The organism is Bacillus sp. FSL R5-0560, assembly GCF_037966305.1.
In the GTDB taxonomy this organism is placed as follows: Bacteria; Bacillota; Bacilli; order Bacillales; family Bacillaceae; genus Bacillus; species Bacillus mojavensis.
This window is the reverse complement of the sequence record NZ_CP150195.1, coordinates 2702176-2719770: the sequence shown is the minus strand read 5'-3', so window position 1 is coordinate 2719770 and position 17595 is coordinate 2702176. Positions and strand designations below refer to the sequence as shown.

The window sequence follows — 17595 nt, the reverse complement described above, 5'->3', positions numbered from 1 at the left end:
AAATATGAATTTTCTTAATATTTAACAAAAAAACTTTTATAATTGTGAAAGAAGGACTAGAAAGGAAGATGAAAATGGATGAAAAAGATTGGGTTTTATTGAGAATTCTTTACGAAGAACAAAGTGTAACAAAAACAGCAGAACGATTATTTACGTCACAACCTTCCATCACTTATCGGTTGAATAAGATTGAGGAGATTTTCGGAATTGAATTATTCACCAAAAGGCACAAAGGAATTACCTTTACTGCGGAAGGAGAACACTTAGTTTCTTATGCAAAAAGAATGCTACAGGAACTCCAAGATACCAAAGATAATATCTCTAATCTAAGCAAAGGGGTGCAAGGACATCTAAGACTTGGGGTTTCAAGCAATTTCGCTCAATATAAGCTCCCTAAGTTATTAAGGGAATTTTCCATTATGTATCCTAATGTCCAATATAGTGTACAAACAGGATGGAGCACAGATGTCATGAAGTTATTAGATGCTGGTATTGTACAAGTCGGTATACTGAGAGGAAGCCATCGCTGGAAAGGGGTGGAGGAACGGCTGACACGGGAAAAATTACATATCATCTCAAAAAAACCAATAACGATAGAGCAGCTTCCTTTTTTACCTTTTATCAAATATAAAACTGATGCTTCTTTAAAAACGATTATAGAAGATTGGATGCATACGAATCTAAAACAAGCCCCCATTATTGCAATGGAAGTGGATCGACAAGAGACTTGCAAAGAGATGGTAAAGCATGGTCTTGGTTACTCCATAGCACCAGAAATTTGCCTGCAGGAATCTGATCATTTGTACACAATGGAACTGTATAATGCTAAGGGTAAGCCTCTAATGAGAGATACTTGGCTAATGTACGATCAAAAATCATTAGGAATCAAACTCGTTAAAGCATTCATTGATTTTTTAAAGGGTGAACAAATGGTAACCATTTAAAGTTATGATAGAATTTTTTTTGGAACACAGTAAAAAAATATTTATTTAACTTATTACACCGTATAAGATATGTTAATCAAAAGTCATTTGAAAGCGTATTCTTGGAGGTGTAATATGCTTACTATTTTAGGTTTTTCGATGGTAACTGTTTTTACAATATTAATAATGACAAAGAAAGTCTCGCCTATTGTTGCCTTAACCATCACTCCCATTGTTTTTGCTCTTGTTGGAGGTTTTGGTAAGGATATTGGTGACATGATTTTAGAAGGAATTCAAACAGTTGCAAGCTCAGCGGCATTGCTATTGTTTGCAATTCTTTTTTTTGGAATTTTAATTGATGCAGGTTTATTTGATCCGCTAATAGAAAAAATTTTATCTATAGTAAAGGGGGACCCTGTGAAAATAGCGATAGGGTCTGCCGTCTTGGCAATGCTTATCGCTTTAGATGGGGACGGTACAACAACCTATATGATAACAGTCTCAGCAATGTTACCTTTGTATAAAAGAATTGGTATGAATCCCATGGTTATGGCGACATTAGCAATGCTGTCGTTGAGTATCGTTAGCGGAATGACTCCATGGGGCGGACCAGCTACAAGAGCGATTTCAGTGCTGGGTTTGGATCCTTCAGATTTCTTTGTGCCATTACTTCCGACCATGCTTGGAGGTATTGCTTGTGTGATATTTCTGGCTTTTCTAATGGGTAGGAAAGAGAGGAATCGAATAGGCATCGTTCAATTAGAGCCTAGACATATAACAAAGGACAGCTCTCAATCTTATATGGCTGCTACTTTGGAGAGCGAACAATTGAAAAGGCCACGCTTAATATATCTTAATTTATTCCTCGTTATAAGTATCATGGTGTTTATTGTGCTTGGAACTAAGCATCCGTCAGTTTTATTTTTAATTGGTTTTGTTCTTGCCCTTACTATAAATTATCCGAATGTAAAAATGCAGAAGGAGCGAATCGCCGAGCATTCTGGTAATGCCATAACCGTGGTATTATTGGTATTTTCAGCAGGAGTATTTGCTGGTATATTATCCGGGACAAAAATGGTGGATGCCATAGCAGGATCATTAGTATCCATCATTCCCTCATCAATGGGTCAGTTATTCCCAGGTATTGTAGCACTCACTAGTATTCCGTTTACTTTTGTTTTATCAAATGATGCATATTACTTTGGAATGGTACCTATCTTCGCAGAAGCTGCCTCAGCATATGGTATAGAACCAGTAGAAATTGCTAGGGCTTCTATAATGGGGCAGCCGGTTCATCTGATGAGTCCATTAGTTGCGTCAACACTACTGTTAGTAAGCATGCTTAAAATTGACTTGGGATCATTTCAAAGGTTTGCAGTTAAGTGGGCTGTAATTACATCATTAGTTATTACGTTGATAGCAATAATTACAGGGGCTATTACTATTTGGTAAAGAAACAATAATAATATTTAGACTGCCAATGAATAATTAGTTTGATTGATTTAAATACAGCTGAAAGGGATCCCTAGCTGATAAAGCCAGTTGTCTTTCCAGTTATTCTATTGTTTAGGGTTCTTTTTAAGAAGCGGCAGTGTTCTTGTCAATGTTTAGCCAGTATTTTCAGCATCATGTGGGAAAGACAAGAGACAAACAAGCTCTTGTCTTTTCTATATATGATAGTTCATCATAAATATTTAAGAAAAATGTCAGTATTGAGTAATGAATGTATCACCAGGCGTATGCTTCTGGTGTCTTTCCGCCAGGTCCGGGAAAGATATTATTTAACATGCAGAGAATCTCCTCATCCAGACTGATTTCAACGGCTTTTATCGTATCGCGCAGCTGCTCAACCGATCGTGGTCCGATGATCGGAGCAGTTAAAACTGGATTTGCCGGCACCCGTGCCAAAGCCACGTTTGCTTCTTTTTCTCCTAGTTCTTTGCATAAAGCTGAAAATTTCTCGAGTTGTGAGCGATGTTTTTCGATTAAATCTGCTCTTTTTGCTGTGCGGGTTCCGGCATTACTTTTCAGTGCTTTCCCGACAAGAAGCCCTCCTGCAAGGGGACTCCACGCCACTACACCTAAACCAAGATCCCGTGCAGCCGGCAGCACTTCCATCTCAGCTGTTCGTTCTAATAAACTATACTTATGCTATTCAGTGACGAGTCCCATGAATCGCCGTTTTTCAGCTTCAGCTTGTGTTTTACCTAATGCCAGCCTTCAAAGTTACTGGATCCAATATAGTCTACTTTGCCGGAGCGCACCTGAGTCTCAAAAGCCTCCCATATCTCACCCCACGGTGTCCGCCTATCGATTATGATGCATTTGGTACAATTCTATATGATCATTCTGAAGCCGCTTCAATGATTCTTCCAGATGGCGTCTGATTTTGTATAGAGACAAGCCCTTCCTATCATTTGGTCCGTCATTCGGTTCAGAAATCGGTTCATATACTTTTGTCGCCAGAACGACTTTCTCGCGGGGCTGTCCTCCTTGTGCAAGCCATTTTCCAATGATGCTCTCTGTCAATTCTGCGTTTTTGCCCCAGCCGTAAATATTTGCAGTATCAAAAAATTGAATGCCGTTATCAAGCGCTTCATCCATGATATGAAACGCAGTCTTTTCGTCTGTATCAACTCCAAAATTCATCGTGCCTAAACATAAACGGCTCACCCGCAATCCTGTTCTCCCTAAATAGGTATACTCCGCAACAAACCTCTCCTTTATCATTATTTTTTGCAACAGCTGCAATGCAATTGATTCAACAATGGTTTCACTCTCTGTTACGATTAAAAAGACGGAGCAAATGTAAAGCAGAAGCAAAATAATAGGAGTTTTTTTCAAATGAATATAGAGGATCTATGGGATAAATTTCATCAGCCGTTAAAAACATATATTTCGCATAGGGTTAACGATCAATCTATCGTTGATGACCTCTTGCAGATCGTATTTATGAAAATACAAGTGCATCTCCCAAATCTGATCGTTGAACAAAAGATCGATAGCTGGATTTATCGGATTACTAGAAATACGATTATTAATTTTTACCGTACAAAAAAACAAGCGAAATAATTGCCTGATGATCTACATTTTAATGACATTGCAGAGGAAGAAAATTTACCAAAGAAGCAGCTGTGTGTATTCGATAGACCATCAAACGGTTGCCTGAAAAGTATCGAGAGACGCTTGAGTTAACTGAATTTCAGGGGTTATCACAAAAAGAGTTGAGTGAAAAGCTCGGCATTTCTTACTCGGGAGCAAAATCAAGGGTACAACGCGTACGGGGAAAATTAAACAGCTGCTTGAGGGGTGCTGTCATATTCAAGCGGATCGAGATGGAAATATCGTAGACTTTCGTATTCTAAAGGAATTACTGATTAACCAAGTCAGAGATTCAGCAATATGAAGAGCATTTTCCCTTTGATATTGGCAAGAGATATATGTATAATATAAATCGTAATGTTTTCGTTTTAGTTGAAAGGAGTGTTGGAATGAACATTTTATTTTCTAAACGGCTAGGTATATTAACGATTGGTTCATTACTAATTTTGGCAGGATGTCAGACTTCAGGTTCTTCTGCAGGTGAGTCTACTAAAACAAGATCAGCCTCAGCAGTTGAAGAAGACTCTTCCAAAACGAAAGAGCAAACATCTGAGAGTCACACACACGAACATTCTCACGATCATAGTCATGCACATGATGAAGAGACAGAAAAAATTCATGAAGGCTATTTTAAAAACAGCCAAGTAAAGGATCGTTCACTTTCTGATTGGGAAGGAGACTGGCAATCTGTATATCCATACCTGCAAGATGGCACTCTGGACGAAGTATTTTCATATAAATCAAAACATGAAGGTGACAAGACAGCTGAAGAATATAAAGAGTATTATAAAAAAGGGTATAAAACAGATGTTGACCGTATTGTAATCCAAAAAGATACTGTATCGTTCTTCAAAAATGGAAAAGAATATTCAGGTAAGTATACGTATGACGGGTACGAAATTCTAACATATGATGCGGGCAATAGAGGGGTAAGATACATATTTAAACTAGCTAAAAAAGCTGAAGAACTTCCTCAGTATATTCAGTTTAGCGATCACAGTATCTACCCGACTAAAGCTAGCCATTACCATCTGTATTGGGGTGAGGACCGTGAAGCTTTACTTGATGAAGTGAAAAACTGGCCTACCTACTACCCGTCAGAAATGGACGGACACGATATTGCCCATGATATGATGGCGCATTAATTGAGAAGTAACCTGGCCATGAAGTATGGTATTTCTTTTGCACAAAAGGTCCATTTTTTACTGTGGAAAATTTGATTAGTCTTCAAGGAGGTTTAATGCAATACAATACCTCCTGTGTTAGCTGCTGACTCCTCGTCAGCAGCTTTTTTGCCCTCTTTCGTTTTTATCCGTTTCTTTCTCTTCGCAACGGGGATTGACGACTCATTACCAAAGTTAAGATACGATCAATATTAACTTGACGGTTGGGAAAAGCTTTTTGAAGATAGGGTGAAGAGTAAGGGAGAGTATGAGGAAAAAATGAAATGACTAAAGATGAAGAAGCACTTGGTAGTGGCTTTATTTTCTCTGGTATTATTTCAAAGTTCTGAGAGTGTATGTTATGCGAACACAATAACGAAAGCAAAAACAGTAAGAGAAAAAGAACCAATGGTTTAAAGCCAACGGTTCTTTTTCAATGTCATATTTAAAGCAGGAACATTGATTAAAATGTGGCATGTGTAGCCGTGAGTTGAAAGCAGTTAACGGTGCAACCGTTCTATTGAAATCAGCACTCCATGCTTTGAACAACAAGAGACATGCCGTACTTGTTAAAGCAAATATCATGAAAAAACGATGTAACCGGGAATGCTATATATCTACACGCGATTTTCTTCTTGTAGCGTCGTTCCTCTTCCTATCGAACGAAAGCGCGGGTGTTCGGCAAGTATGGAGCTTCTCATTTCTTTTACTGCTGGATGGTCTGATGCAAAGAACTGAAGTTTGGACTCGTATAGCTCAACTAATTTTCCGTTATCTAGAACACCTAATGTGTCACTCAATTGATAAGCGGCTTTCAAATCATGCGTAATAAAAAAATACGATAACCCAAACTCGTCTTTGAGCTCTTTTAACAAATCGAGTATAAGCGACTGGGTAACCATGTCCAGACTGCTGACTGATTCGTCTAAAACGATCAGTTTCGGTTTGAGCGAAATTGCTCTGGCGATATTGATCCGCTGCAATTGCCCGCCGCTGAATTGGTGCGGATATTTTGTTAAATCATTTTCACTTAGGCCTACTCTTTCCAACAACTCGATAATGGTTCGTCTTTGTTCCGCCGCAGTGAGGGTTTCATAGTTTTCTAATGGTTCTGCAATAATCTGCTCCGCCGTCATTCGCGGGTTGACGGACGAGTATGAATCTTGAAAGACAGCTTGTAGGTCACGGCGGATTTTTCGCCGGATCGATTTATCTACGCTATACATATCATGGCCTTGAAAAAGGATTTGACCTGATTGCGGCCGTTCTAAACCAAGCAACACTTTTCCCAATGTACTCTTACCGGCTCCACTTGGCCCAATCAAGCCTAAGCATGTACCCTTCTCAATCGAAAAGCTGACATCGGATAGGACTTGTTTAGATTGAAATTTCCATTTGAATAATGAACGCTCCGCATAACGATGAGAGACTTCTTTCACTTGTAATAAACTCACTTGTTCACCTCATTAAAATGCCGCTCTTTCGTCAAATTGACCCAATGGCACGTTCATCAATTGGCAATGTCAAACGTGCCCCTAATAGCTTCTTTGTATATTCATGCTTTGGTGCATCAAACAGCTGAAACACATCTGCTTTTTCTGCGATTCTTCCTTTCTGCATCACAGCGACTTCATCCGCCATTTCAGCAATGACGCCCAGATCATGAGATATAAGCAAAATCGCCGTTCCACATTCAGAGCGCATGGCGTCTAAATGTTTCAGCACGGCCTTCTGATTATTTACGTCTAATGCGGTTGTGGGTTCATCCGCAATGAGAATGCTTGGATGTAAGCATACAGCGGTTGCAATCATCACCCGTTGAAGCATTCCGCCGCTTAATTGAAAAGGGTAAGATTTTAAAAGTTTAATAGGATTGGATAAGCTCACATTATGCAACGCTTCGATTGCAAGCTCCTTTGCCTGCTTTTTGTTAAAAGACGTATGAGAGCGAATCGTTTCAATCATTTGATGACCAATCGTAAAAACGGGGGTAAAAGCGTTCATCGGATTTTGCATAATATAGGCAATTTCTTTGCCGCGTATTTTGCGCATTTCTTTATCTGCCAATCCGTTTAATTCTCGGCCTAGTAGTGAAATGCTTCCTTTCACCTTGGTTGTTTTCTGATCAAGCATCTGAAGAATGGACATGCCTGTTACTGTTTTTCCACATCCGCTCTCACCAATCAGGCCAAGGACTTGACCGCGCTTCAGTTCGAAATTGACGTTTTGCACTAGAGTAGAAACTCCTTTGTGCGTTTTGGCCTGTACATGCAAATCTCTAACTTGCAGCACCGGTGATTGTTCTGTTCCCAACTTCCTCATTCCTTTTTATTATCGACGTTTGACTCCGTATCTTTCTGATAAGCTCTCGCCCAATAAATTGAACGTTACAACCACAATCATGATCATCATCCCTGGATAAATCATCAACTCAGGGTTCGTCCGGATATACGATTTACCTTCATGAATCATCGCTCCCCATTCCGCAGCCGGTGGCTGGACGCCTAATCCAAGAAACGACATAGCGGATATGTCCATAATGGCCCAGCCCATTTCCAATGTACCCATGACAACGAGGGGAGGGAGCACATTAGGTATGATATGTTTTTTCAGAATCTTCCATTGTGATGACCCATTGATTTGTGCGGCTTTCATAAAGTTCTCCTCTTTCAGACTAAGCACCATTCCTCTAAATATTCTCGCATAATAGACCCATTGCACAAGCATGAGGGCAAGAATGACTTGAGGAAGTCCAGGTCCGAATATGCCCACTAGACCAAGAACTAAAATTAAGTTCGGAAAGGCCATCACACCATCACAACATCTCATTAACAGATGATCAATCCATCCGCCTTTATATCCCGAAATCGTACCGACGATGAGACCGATCACAAGTGAGGAAATAAAAATGAGCACTGCAAATCCCAAAGAAATTCGTGTTCCGTACAAAAGGCGGGATAAGTTGCATCTTCCTAAATGATCAGTTCCTAAAGGGAACTCCAAGGATGGAGGGTGCAGCTTATATGCCAAATGAACAGCAACAGGGTTATTCGGCGCAATCCAAGGGGCAAATACAGCGATGAGAAATAGAATTGATAATATGATAATACATGCCGTTATCACTTTTTGACTTTTACATATCATGCGTATGCTTGTGATCATCGATATTGCCCTTCTTTCCTGGAAATGCGCGGATCAATATACATTTGAATGAGATCAACGATTAAGCTACTCAATATAAAAAATGTGGCGGCTATGAACACATAGCATTGAATGACAGGGATGTCACGATTGAAAATGGCCTCAATAAAATAACGGCCAAAGCCAGGCCAAGAAAAAACCACTTCAACAATAATAGTTCCGGTGAGAAGTTTGCCAAGATTCATTCCTAGGCCTGTAATCATCGGAGAAATGGCCATTTTCAATACATGCTTAGCCATAATGCTTTTATTCTTCAAGCCTCTGATTTTTGCGTATTGTACATATGGTTCTTGCAGGTTTTCTATAACACTGGCGCGCAAAAGCCTCGTATACATTGCAATTAAAGGAAGCGCCAGCGTCATTGACGGCAGTACGAGGTGCTGCCATGTCCCAATTCCTTCTACTGGAAAAAGATCTAATTGAACAGAAAAGAAAAAAACCAACATATATCCTAACCAAAAAGTCGGAATGGATGCCCCGAAAAAGGAAATGAAGCGACTGATATGATCAATTGCGCGATTTCTTTTCATTCCCGCAAGGAAGCCGAGAGGCACACTGACAACCACAGCGATCAATAAACTACCAAGCGCAAGTTCGATCGTTGCTGGCATTCGGAGTGTAACCTCGTCCCAAACCGGCTTATTCGAAACATAAGAAATGCCGAAATCGAATTGGCATTTCTTCAAAATAGAGTTTACATATTGAATAAAGAATGGTTGATCTAAGCCAAACTCATGTCTTTTTTGCTCTAGGATGTCATCGGTTGGCTGGATATGCGCTGCGGCTACATACGCTTCAGCCGGGTCAACCGGTGAGAGTTGAATCATTCCAGTTGTCAGAAGTGTAGCTAAAAGAAACACTGGTATGATGGACATGATTCGTTTCAATATATAGATGCCCATAAAAGCCTCCTACTGCTTAATGCGAATACCTGTAAATGGATGTTCATCACGGTTGGCAGGGAAAGTAAAGTCTGTAATATTCTTTTGGTAGATCGCTGTCTTTTTTATATAAGAGATCGGAACGATGGCTCCCTGATCTTGAAGGGATGTTAAAATAGATGAGTAAAGATGTTGACGCTCTTTTTTATCAGTTGTTTCAGGAACTTTTGCCATCTGCTTCAATAGCTCATCCTTGTTTGGATATGCCGAAATCGCTTCATTAAATCCAAATCCTTTTGACGCGACAATGTTTACAAATGTATGCGGGTCATAAGGTGCGCCATAGTTGCTAAAGAAGTTCATATCAAATTCATTCGCTTTGAACCGTTTAACCTGAGTCGCCAATTCTACTCCTTCAAGATTCAACTTCACCCCGATCGCTGCCCACTCTGCTTGCAGCGTTTCTGCCATTGCTTTTTGAATGGATTCCGCTGAATCATACATTAAACTAAATTCAAGAGGCTTTCCGTCTTTCTCTCGCACCGTCTTGCCATTCGGAAGCTTCCAGCCTGCTGCATCTAATAACGCTCCCGCTTTTTCCGCATCATATTTCACTGGCTTTACATCAATATCAGACGTGTATGGTAAGGTTGTCGGCAAAATATAATCTGCTTTTTCTTCTAATCCGGAGGTAATGCCTTCCACCATGGCGTCTTTATTAAAACCATAGTGCAGGGCTTGGCGAACACGTTCATCAGAAAGCTGTTCTTTTTTTGTATTCATGACAAGCTGTCTCGTCGCCACCGGTTCGGAAAGGCTTGTTTCATATTGACCTGTCGATTGCAGCTGCTTATATGCATCCAAACTGATGACGCCTTCACCGTAAATTAAGTCCAGTTCACCTTTTTCAAATGCAAGTACTCTTGTTTCTGCATCTGGGATGACTTTCACCTTGATTTTCTCGACTTTAGGCTTTTCACCCCAATAATTTTCATTGCGTTTAAAAATCGCATATTCATCGGTTTTATGCTCTTCCAATACCCATGGGCCCGTCCCGACCGGTTTTGCTACACCTTTTGATGTATCGCCATCCTTAGGGAACCCAGCCTCACCTAAAAACCGAACAGGCCGTACAACTGCAAGCTCCTGAATGGTTGGATAATATGATTCAGTCAGTGTCAATTGAAATGTATGATTATCGATCACTTTTGTTTGAGCTATTTTTGTAATAAACCCTAACCAGCTATGTAACTCAGGATGTTTTAAAATGGAGTCAAAATTCTTTTTCACGATTTTTGCATTAAATGTTGTCCCATCAGAAAATGTTACATTCTTACGCAAATGAAACGTATACACTTTGCCGTCATGAGATATATCCCAAGACTCAGCCAAATGCGGTTTAAGCTTTCCGCCCGCTTCATAAGAGACCAAAGGCTCGTACACCATTGACTGCGTAAACAATTGGGAAGGATTATAGACATGTGGGTTTATTTCTCCTATATCTCTAGGCCAAGCAATTGTGACCATATTGTGAGGAGCTTTCTTCTCTGTTGGTCCTGCATTTGTACATCCTGCTAATAAAATAGAAAAGATGAGTATCGATACGAAAGTAAATTTAATTTTCAAACGAATCTTCCCGCTAAGCATCTGTATTTCCCCCTAATTGACGTTGATAATCATTTTCATTTTAAGGAGGCAGCATACCCTTGTCAATGTAAGAATATAGGTATTGTTTTGGAACCTGATGTTCTTGTTTTATATTGCTGCACTATATAACTTCAGCTGAGCGTATAAAAGGGCTCTGGATCAATATGAATGATGTAAGGTAAAACTGTGGACGTTTTAAAAAAGCTCATAGAGTTTCAGAAAGATGAAGATTTGTAATTTATATTTCCCTGGTACAGAAACTTTGTCAGCATAAGGTGAGATAATCACATTACAAAACGCCATAAAGATTTCTTATGGCGTTTAGCCGAACAGGGAGGTGCTGCTACGGAGGAGTTAGTCTAGATTTAACTTAATATCTAAAGAAAGCTGCTCCGACAATGATTAACAAGATGAATAACACTACGATTAACGCGAAGGAACTACCGTAACCATTAGACATATTGCCACCTCCTTTAGTGAGGATAGTATAAGATATGCCAAACAATAGTTTTCGACATAGATTTACGTCTAAATAAGAAAAAACAAATTTTTTGTCTAAAAAACAAATTTAAACGCCATAAAAGTTTCTTATGGCGTCAAACAGTACAGGGTGGTACTCCTGCATATCGGTTAAATAGGAACGCCTTCTGGATAGCCTCCGAAGAAAGCTGCTCCAACAATGATTAGTAAGATGAATAGCACCACGATTAATGCGAAGGAGCTACCACAACCATTTGAGTATCCCATATGTCCACCTCCAGTAAAAAAGGATAGTACATGATATGCGGATCGAGTTCCTTTGAAAGGGATGCTAGTTGAAATGAATTTTAAAATGATACTTTAGTCTAAATTGAAATAGAGATCATTATTAGGCAAGTATTGTCCACATCGGATCTTGCCAGAGTTAAGGCTGCCATAGAAGCAGAATGGAAGGCGTCGGACGGGAAATCAGGCTCAAGCCAAACAAGTGCGGCCAAGAAAAAAGACCATTAAGCCTAAGCAGCAAACAAGATAAAGGAGCGAACAATACCGATATAGACGGCATTTATGGAACGAAAACGAAATCGGGATTTGAGTCTCTCTTGAAATAACCTGGAGATAATACGTCGGCACGCAATTATATACCTGCTCATTTTTATATGCACCTCTACTTGGATATTATGTTCTAGGTAGGGGGCTTATTTTTGTTTGTATCTCAGGCTGTTACATTCCTCAAAAAAACTTTTGCTCATGGGAACTACATTAATGTTGTACATTATTAAAAATTTTATCCTAATTCTTATGTAATATGTGTTTCTTTCTGATTTGGAGTGTATACATAATTAGCAATTTAATTATAAATTTGAAGGAATAAACCTTCCACCTTACAAGTGATGAAGCATTATAGCCCTACACTTAACCAAACGATAAACTCGAAGGATTGGATTAAAAAAGAGTTGTAATCTGATATTAATTTGGGTATATTGTATATAAAGTATATATACAATATGACAGCGGGGTTTTATATGCAAATTATCATTTCCAATCATTCAAAAGAACCTATTTATGAGCAAATTTATACTCAAATTAAAAAACATATTTTGACCAATGAATTACAAGCAGGGCAATCCTTACCTTCAATGCGACAGTTAGCGAAGGATTTGGATATAAGTGTTATTACAACAAAACGTGCCTATGAGGAACTGGAGAAGAACGGATTCATATATTCGGTTGTTGGGAAAGGTTCTTTTGTATCGGAGCAGGACAGTGAGATGATGAAAGAGAGAAAAATGAAGGTAATTGAAGAGCAATTGTTGACGGCAATTCAAAACAGTAAAGAAATTGGCATCTCACTTACAGAATTAAAGGACATACTTACACTATTATATAGGGAGGAAGAATAGTGGAAAATATTATTGAATTAAAACATGTGTATAAATCATTTGGTGATTTTCAACTAAAAGATATTTCAATGACAGTTAAAAAAGGATTTATAACTGGGTTTATTGGTGGTAATGGTGTTGGAAAATCTACAACGATTAAACTTATGATGAACTTATTGCAACAAGATAGCGGGTCAATATCAATATTTGGGCTAGATCATAAAAAACATGAAAAAGAGATTAAGCGACGGATTGGCTTTGTCTTTGATGAAAATATGTTCTACTCACACTTAACATTTGCAGAAATGAAGAAGATGATAAGGCCCTGCTATATGAATTGGGATGATAGCCTATTTAATTACTATGTTGAAAAATTTGAACTGCCGTTAAATAAAAAGATTAAATCATTTTCTAAAGGAATGATGATGAAAGCTTCTTTATCAATAGCCTTATCACATCATGCAGAGTTAATTATTATGGATGAACCTACATCGGGGTTAGACCCAATATTTCGCAGGGAGTTTCTAGATATACTACATAATATAATGCAAGATGGAAAGAAAACGATCTTCTTTTCTACTCATATTACAACAGATTTAGACCGTATTGCAGATTATATTACTTTTATTCATAATGGCGAGCATATTTTCACAAAGAAATCGTATCAAATTCAAGAAGAGTACGCCATTGTAAAAGGAGGCATGGAGCTATTAGATCGAGATACAGAACAGGAGTTCATCTCCATTCGGAAATCTAATGCTGGTTTTGAGGCATTAGCAGCCAATAAAGCACGTATAGAAGATGTGTTTGGTGACTTAGTTTTGATCGAAAAACCAACGATTGAAGAGCTGATGTTCTATACAAAGAAAGGGGCTAAGTAAGGTGTTTCACTTAATAAGAAAAGATATCATTTTACAAAAGAAATCTCTTATGATATTACTGCCTGCTTTATTTGTTTATTTAACGTTAAATATATCATATATCTGGTCAGGTTTTTTATTTAGTATTGTCATAATAATGAACGCTTTTTCAATGGATGAAAAAGCCCGAATAAATACTCTGCTGAATTCATTGCCTTATACACGAAGGGAAATTGTTAGTTCAAAGTACATTGGGGTACTTATTTTTACTTTGATTATAGTTTTTACAATTTTCATAGGGAACTTGATCATTCATAGAGAACTAACAACATGGATAGATCTAATGTTTATCGTATGCCTTGTGATGGTATCTGCTTCATTTATCTTTCCATTTAGTTATCAGTTTAACAGCCAATATTTGTTCAAAGGCTCACTTATCTTACTTGGTATTTATATGGTATTAGTTAATACCTTGTTCCGAAATTTGAATGATATAATCAGAGAATGTGTTCGAATATTATTATCATTACAAAATCTTAATATTTATTTCTTAATTCTGTTTTCGGTTATGATTTTATATGTTTGTTCTTGGCTTCTATCGATACGTATTTATAAAAATAAAGTATTTTAAAGGAAGGGTGTAGAATTCTACAGAAAGAGTTTTTTACTGATTGGTTTAATCATCCCTACTCTCATATGTTGCAAAAGGAACGGTATCTTAAATCAATGTTTTTTCATTTCGCGTAAATGCATGATGAGGATTTCATTATTAATTACAAAAGGGGGGAGCATAGATTTTCTCTCACTGATTGATTAAATAAATGCTGGGTCAGCTTCCTGTAATACATGTTCAAACGGGGTACTGCGCATGTCTTAGAAGCTCCTGAGCATGGCAGAACAGTGAACCAAACTGTAAAGGGCAGCTTTGCGCGGATTAATCATCAGATAGATTTGAAAAAACCCACTAAAATGTGGGTTCTTTGTATGCGCTAACGGGGGAATAACTATTCTTCATCTTCAAAGAAACCGAATAGTTTTTCTTCATCATATTCATATTTACGTCCTAGATTATCTGTATCTCTTTCGTGCTGTAAAAGAACTTTATAGTTTTTTCCCTTTGAAGATTCGTTTTCAGTAACACTTAGGACGGTTACTTTATCGTTCTCATATGTCTTTGCAAAAAGTCTAATCTCCTCAATTGTATCCTTTAAATCTGTTTCATCACCATTAAAAAAGTCTAAAGAAACTTCAGTTGTGTATTTTTCAATCATGGCTAGCTCCTGCTTATATGTATTAGTTCTTTAAGGATAACGGAAAATCTAATCAACAGCTATCACTGGATGGTGAAAGAGGTTCAACAGTTGGCTCTATGGTTCAGCAACTCTAATGTGAAATGGGGTGTTGCTCAGTATGGATGAGATGGCGATCAATGGCCGGTGCCGGAAAATTACATAAATAAAGGAGAAGCAAGAAAATTAGGAAAGCAAAAAAGGTAAATTTATTAAAAGTAGCACCGGGGAAAAGTATCGGGGGAGATATTTACAAAAACAGAGAAAAACGTCTTCCTGAAGCTAAAAATACAGTGTGGCGTGAAGCTGATATAAACTATATCACAGGTTACAGAGGGAATGTCAGATTACTCTATTCGAATGATGGATTAATATATAAAACAACAGATCATTCTAAAACGTTAGTTAAAAATATAATAATGGAGGACATAGTTTTTAATGAAAAAAATAATTGTAGATGGAAAAGATTTTGAAAATAAAGAAGGGTTACATAATGCATTAAAAGATAAATTAGACTTCCCAGACTACTATGGGGAAAATTTAGATGCTTTATGGGATTGCCTTACAGGGTGGATAGAGTTGCCGCAAACTTTAGTTTGGAGACATTTTGAGTTTAGTAAAAAGTTTTTAGGTTCATACGCTGATGATACATTAGAAGTTTTACACGAGGCTCAAGAGGAATTAGAGGATGAGTTTAAAATAATAATAGAGTAGACTTTCTTTTTTGATTTTGTGAACTTGAAAAGAGTTGCTGGCATTGTTTTTTATCGCCTTCATGTCTATATATGGAAAACTTGCGCGAAATCATACCATTGTTCAACTCGGCTTTTTCGGCTGTCCAAGCATATATTATAAATTCCACTGTATTTTAGCGCGAAGCTTGTAACAGGTTTAAATGAGAGCCTGATATCTAAAGACTCGGAAATCCGTTCAAAATTAATTCGTTCAGGCTCTGTCATATCAATCTTCCTGTATAAGTTTTCAATCCAAACCTCTAAATGATTGTTTGTATACCTCAAGATGAAAAACCTCCTTAAAGACGACAATCTAAAAATTGGATTCGTGAAATATTATAGGGAAAACTAAGACTTTTTTCACGGGAAAATGCATCTAAGAGTTTCTTGAAGAGCTGCTAAGTAATTAATGACAATAATCGATAATGAAAAGTGTTTGTTTCATAATTAGAGCCATATTCGGTTTTAGAGTTAGAGGTATTTAGGCTGCAAAAAGAAAAAGTTGAAACGGAGGAATACATGCAATGCGGAGTGAACAGGTAATGATGGACATTTTTTTAGACTTTGCTTTGAATGATGAAAGAATCCGATTGGTAACTTTGGAAGGATCACGTACAAACAGAAATATTCTCCCCGACAACTTCCAAGACTATGACATTTCTTATTTTGTAACTGATATGGAATCTTTTAAAGAAAATGATCGGTGGCTTGAATTCTTTGGTACTCGGATTATGATGCAAAAACCCGAAGATATGGAACTTTTTCCTCCCGAATTAGGTAACTGGTTTTCATACATCATTCTTTTTGAGGATGGTAACAAATTAGATCTAACCCTTATTCCAATCAGTGAAGTAGAAGATTATTTTGCTAAGAACGATGGTTTGGTTGAGGTCTTGCTTGATAAGGATAATTTCATCAAAAATAAAGTAATCCCAAATGATCGTCAATATTGGATTAAAGAGCCTTCTGCAAGGGAATTTGATGATTGCTGTAATGAGTTCTGGATGGTTTCGACATACGTAGTAAAAGGATTAGCAAGAAAAGAAATACTTTTTGCAATTGACCATTTAAATGAGATTGTACGTCCTAATTTATTGAGAATGATGGCATGGCATATTGCATCCCAGCAAGGGTATACATTTAGTATGGGGAAGAACTATAAATTTATTAACCGTTACCTTTCAAATAAAGAATGGGAAGAGCTAATGTCTACATATTCTATGAATGGGTATCAAGAAATGTGGAAGTCGTTATTTACTTGCTATGAATTATTTAGCAAATATTCAAAAGTTGTATCAAAAAGTCTTAGATATAAGTATCCAGATTATGAAAAAGTTATCACGAAGTATACGGAAAGTATTTATAACTCATTAAAATGAATGCATAAACCCGCCTCCTTAGCGGGAGGTTTTCTTGTGTACAAAGAAGAAATTAAACTAATGAAAAAAGAAGAGTCTATCATAATACTCTTCTCTAAATTGTTTCAGTCTTCATTTTTCCTTTCCTTACAAATACCATGATTCCAGGGATGATCATAAGTATAGCTGGTATTAAGTAAAACCAATCAATACATATAAGTCCTCCAACTCCTGAGATAAAAAGTAAAACACTGCTCAACTTTGGTTTGAATAAGACAACAATTGAAGCGGTAAACCCAACGCATGAAAAGATCAAAGATACCCATGCCCCAACAAGGAGGTCGCTTGTCATTTCAAAGTATCTGATCAAATGAAAAAATAAATCAAGGTAGGCGATACCTAAAGCTAGAATAGATGCTACACCACCCAAAAGGCTCCCTATCAAACTTAAAAAAACTCAATGGTTCTCTTCACAATAAACGCTCCTTATGTAATCAGCAACTTCATTTTTATATATTAGAATATATAAGAAACATAAATGAGAAAGATAACGGTGTAAATCGTGGTTATTAATA

18 protein-coding genes and 4 pseudogenes are annotated in these 17595 nt (G+C 37.6%); 11 read left to right on the top strand and 11 right to left on the bottom strand.

Annotation, left to right across the window (positions count from 1 at the left end; translation table 11 throughout):
• Window positions 1-74 precede the first annotated feature (74 nt).
• Both NST56_RS14475 and NST56_RS14470 read left to right on the top strand, forming a co-directional pair.
• The gene (locus NST56_RS14475; RefSeq protein ID WP_198098303.1) at window positions 75-944 is read left to right on the top strand and encodes a LysR family transcriptional regulator; all 870 of its coding nucleotides are present in this window, start codon (window positions 75-77) and stop codon (window positions 942-944) included.
• A gap of 114 nt (window positions 945-1058) precedes the next feature.
• Window positions 1059-2375: a citrate:proton symporter gene (locus NST56_RS14470; RefSeq protein WP_339177355.1), complete on the top strand. Its 1317-nt coding sequence runs from the start codon at window positions 1059-1061 to the stop codon at window positions 2373-2375.
• 276 nt (window positions 2376-2651) lie between these two features.
• On the opposite strand, the pseudogene NST56_RS14465 reads toward NST56_RS14470, so the two are convergent.
• Window positions 2652-3653: pseudogene (locus NST56_RS14465) on the bottom strand (aldo/keto reductase).
• Between the two features lie 114 nt (window positions 3654-3767).
• Here NST56_RS14465 and sigZ point away from each other — a divergent pair.
• Together sigZ and NST56_RS14455 are read left to right on the top strand one after the other, a co-directional pair.
• A pseudogene (sigZ, locus tag NST56_RS14460) lies at window positions 3768-4329 on the top strand (RNA polymerase sigma factor SigZ).
• An 85-nt stretch (window positions 4330-4414) separates the two neighbouring features.
• Window positions 4415-5170, top strand: coding sequence for a metal-binding protein ZinT (locus NST56_RS14455; protein WP_339177352.1), 756 nt, complete (start codon window positions 4415-4417; stop codon window positions 5168-5170).
• Between the two features lie 635 nt (window positions 5171-5805).
• Here the strand turns inward: NST56_RS14455 and nikE are convergent.
• The 7 genes from nikE to NST56_RS14420 all read right to left on the bottom strand — a co-directional run bounded on the left by nikE (window position 5806) and on the right by NST56_RS14420 (window position 11664).
• Window positions 5806-6642 carry a nickel import ATP-binding protein NikE gene (nikE, locus tag NST56_RS14450; protein ID WP_339177350.1) on the bottom strand — a complete coding sequence of 279 codons (837 nt, stop codon included), beginning with the start codon at window positions 6640-6642 and terminating at the stop codon, window positions 5806-5808.
• Between the two features lie 31 nt (window positions 6643-6673).
• Window positions 6674-7501, bottom strand: coding sequence for a nickel import ATP-binding protein NikD (nikD, locus tag NST56_RS14445; protein ID WP_339177347.1), 828 nt, complete (start codon window positions 7499-7501; stop codon window positions 6674-6676).
• Window positions 7502-7519: 18 nt separating this feature from the next.
• Window positions 7520-8350 (bottom strand): nickel ABC transporter permease subunit NikC, encoded by an 831-nt coding sequence (gene nikC, locus NST56_RS14440; protein ID WP_339177345.1) that lies wholly within the window; start codon window positions 8348-8350, stop codon window positions 7520-7522.
• Entirely contained in the window at window positions 8347-9291 is a 945-nt protein-coding gene (gene nikB, locus NST56_RS14435; RefSeq protein ID WP_268472326.1) for a nickel ABC transporter permease subunit NikB, read from the bottom strand. The genes nikC and nikB overlap by 4 nt, the downstream gene beginning before the upstream one ends.
• A 9-nt stretch (window positions 9292-9300) precedes the next feature.
• The gene (gene nikA, locus NST56_RS14430) at window positions 9301-10917 is read right to left on the bottom strand and encodes a nickel ABC transporter substrate-binding protein (RefSeq protein ID WP_339177342.1); all 1617 of its coding nucleotides are present in this window, start codon (window positions 10915-10917) and stop codon (window positions 9301-9303) included.
• A 370-nt stretch (window positions 10918-11287) separates the two neighbouring features.
• Window positions 11288-11377, bottom strand: a complete 90-nt coding sequence (locus tag NST56_RS14425) for a YjcZ family sporulation protein (protein ID WP_024122253.1) — start codon at window positions 11375-11377, stop codon at window positions 11288-11290.
• 170 nt (window positions 11378-11547) lie between these two features.
• Complete coding sequence (locus NST56_RS14420; protein WP_010335054.1) at window positions 11548-11664, bottom strand: YjcZ family sporulation protein; 117 nt, start codon at window positions 11662-11664, stop codon at window positions 11548-11550.
• Window positions 11665-12422: 758 nt separating this feature from the next.
• Between NST56_RS14420 and NST56_RS14415 the strand changes: the two genes are divergently transcribed.
• The 4 genes and pseudogenes from NST56_RS14415 to NST56_RS14400 all read left to right on the top strand — a co-directional run.
• Window positions 12423-12800 carry a GntR family transcriptional regulator gene (locus NST56_RS14415; protein ID WP_010335052.1) on the top strand — a complete coding sequence of 126 codons (378 nt, stop codon included), beginning with the start codon at window positions 12423-12425 and terminating at the stop codon, window positions 12798-12800.
• Window positions 12800-13660 carry an ABC transporter ATP-binding protein gene (locus NST56_RS14410; protein WP_339177338.1) on the top strand — a complete coding sequence of 287 codons (861 nt, stop codon included), beginning with the start codon at window positions 12800-12802 and terminating at the stop codon, window positions 13658-13660. Before NST56_RS14415 ends, NST56_RS14410 begins: the two co-directional genes overlap by 1 nt.
• A 1-nt stretch (window position 13661) precedes the next feature.
• Window positions 13662-14270 carry an ABC-2 transporter permease gene (locus tag NST56_RS14405; RefSeq protein ID WP_326227305.1) on the top strand — a complete coding sequence of 203 codons (609 nt, stop codon included), beginning with the start codon at window positions 13662-13664 and terminating at the stop codon, window positions 14268-14270.
• A gap of 224 nt (window positions 14271-14494) precedes the next feature.
• Window positions 14495-14632 (top strand): annotated as a pseudogene (locus NST56_RS14400) (XtrA/YqaO family protein); the annotation flags it as partial.
• An 11-nt stretch (window positions 14633-14643) separates the two neighbouring features.
• Here NST56_RS14400 and NST56_RS14395 read toward each other — a convergent pair.
• Window positions 14644-14910 (bottom strand): hypothetical protein, encoded by a 267-nt coding sequence (locus NST56_RS14395; RefSeq protein WP_010789291.1) that lies wholly within the window; start codon window positions 14908-14910, stop codon window positions 14644-14646.
• 203 nt (window positions 14911-15113) lie between these two features.
• Here NST56_RS14395 and NST56_RS14390 point away from each other — a divergent pair, with 203 nt between their 5' ends.
• Both NST56_RS14390 and NST56_RS14385 read left to right on the top strand, forming a co-directional pair.
• Window positions 15114-15401, top strand: coding sequence for a ribonuclease domain-containing protein (locus NST56_RS14390; protein ID WP_339182245.1), 288 nt, complete (start codon window positions 15114-15116; stop codon window positions 15399-15401).
• Window positions 15367-15642 (top strand): barstar family protein, encoded by a 276-nt coding sequence (locus tag NST56_RS14385; protein WP_010335048.1) that lies wholly within the window; start codon window positions 15367-15369, stop codon window positions 15640-15642. Before NST56_RS14390 ends, NST56_RS14385 begins: the two co-directional genes overlap by 35 nt.
• A gap of 32 nt (window positions 15643-15674) precedes the next feature.
• On the opposite strand, the pseudogene NST56_RS14380 reads toward NST56_RS14385, so the two are convergent.
• A pseudogene (locus tag NST56_RS14380) lies at window positions 15675-15947 on the bottom strand (ImmA/IrrE family metallo-endopeptidase); the annotation flags it as partial.
• A gap of 239 nt (window positions 15948-16186) precedes the next feature.
• Here NST56_RS14380 and ant(6) point away from each other — a divergent pair.
• The gene (ant(6), locus tag NST56_RS14375; protein WP_326227303.1) at window positions 16187-17041 is read left to right on the top strand and encodes an aminoglycoside 6-adenylyltransferase; all 855 of its coding nucleotides are present in this window, start codon (window positions 16187-16189) and stop codon (window positions 17039-17041) included.
• 94 nt (window positions 17042-17135) lie between these two features.
• Here the strand turns inward: ant(6) and NST56_RS14370 are convergent, their stop codons facing one another.
• Entirely contained in the window at window positions 17136-17450 is a 315-nt protein-coding gene (locus NST56_RS14370; RefSeq protein WP_326227301.1) for a hypothetical protein, read from the bottom strand.
• Between the last annotated feature and the right edge of the window lie 145 nt (window positions 17451-17595).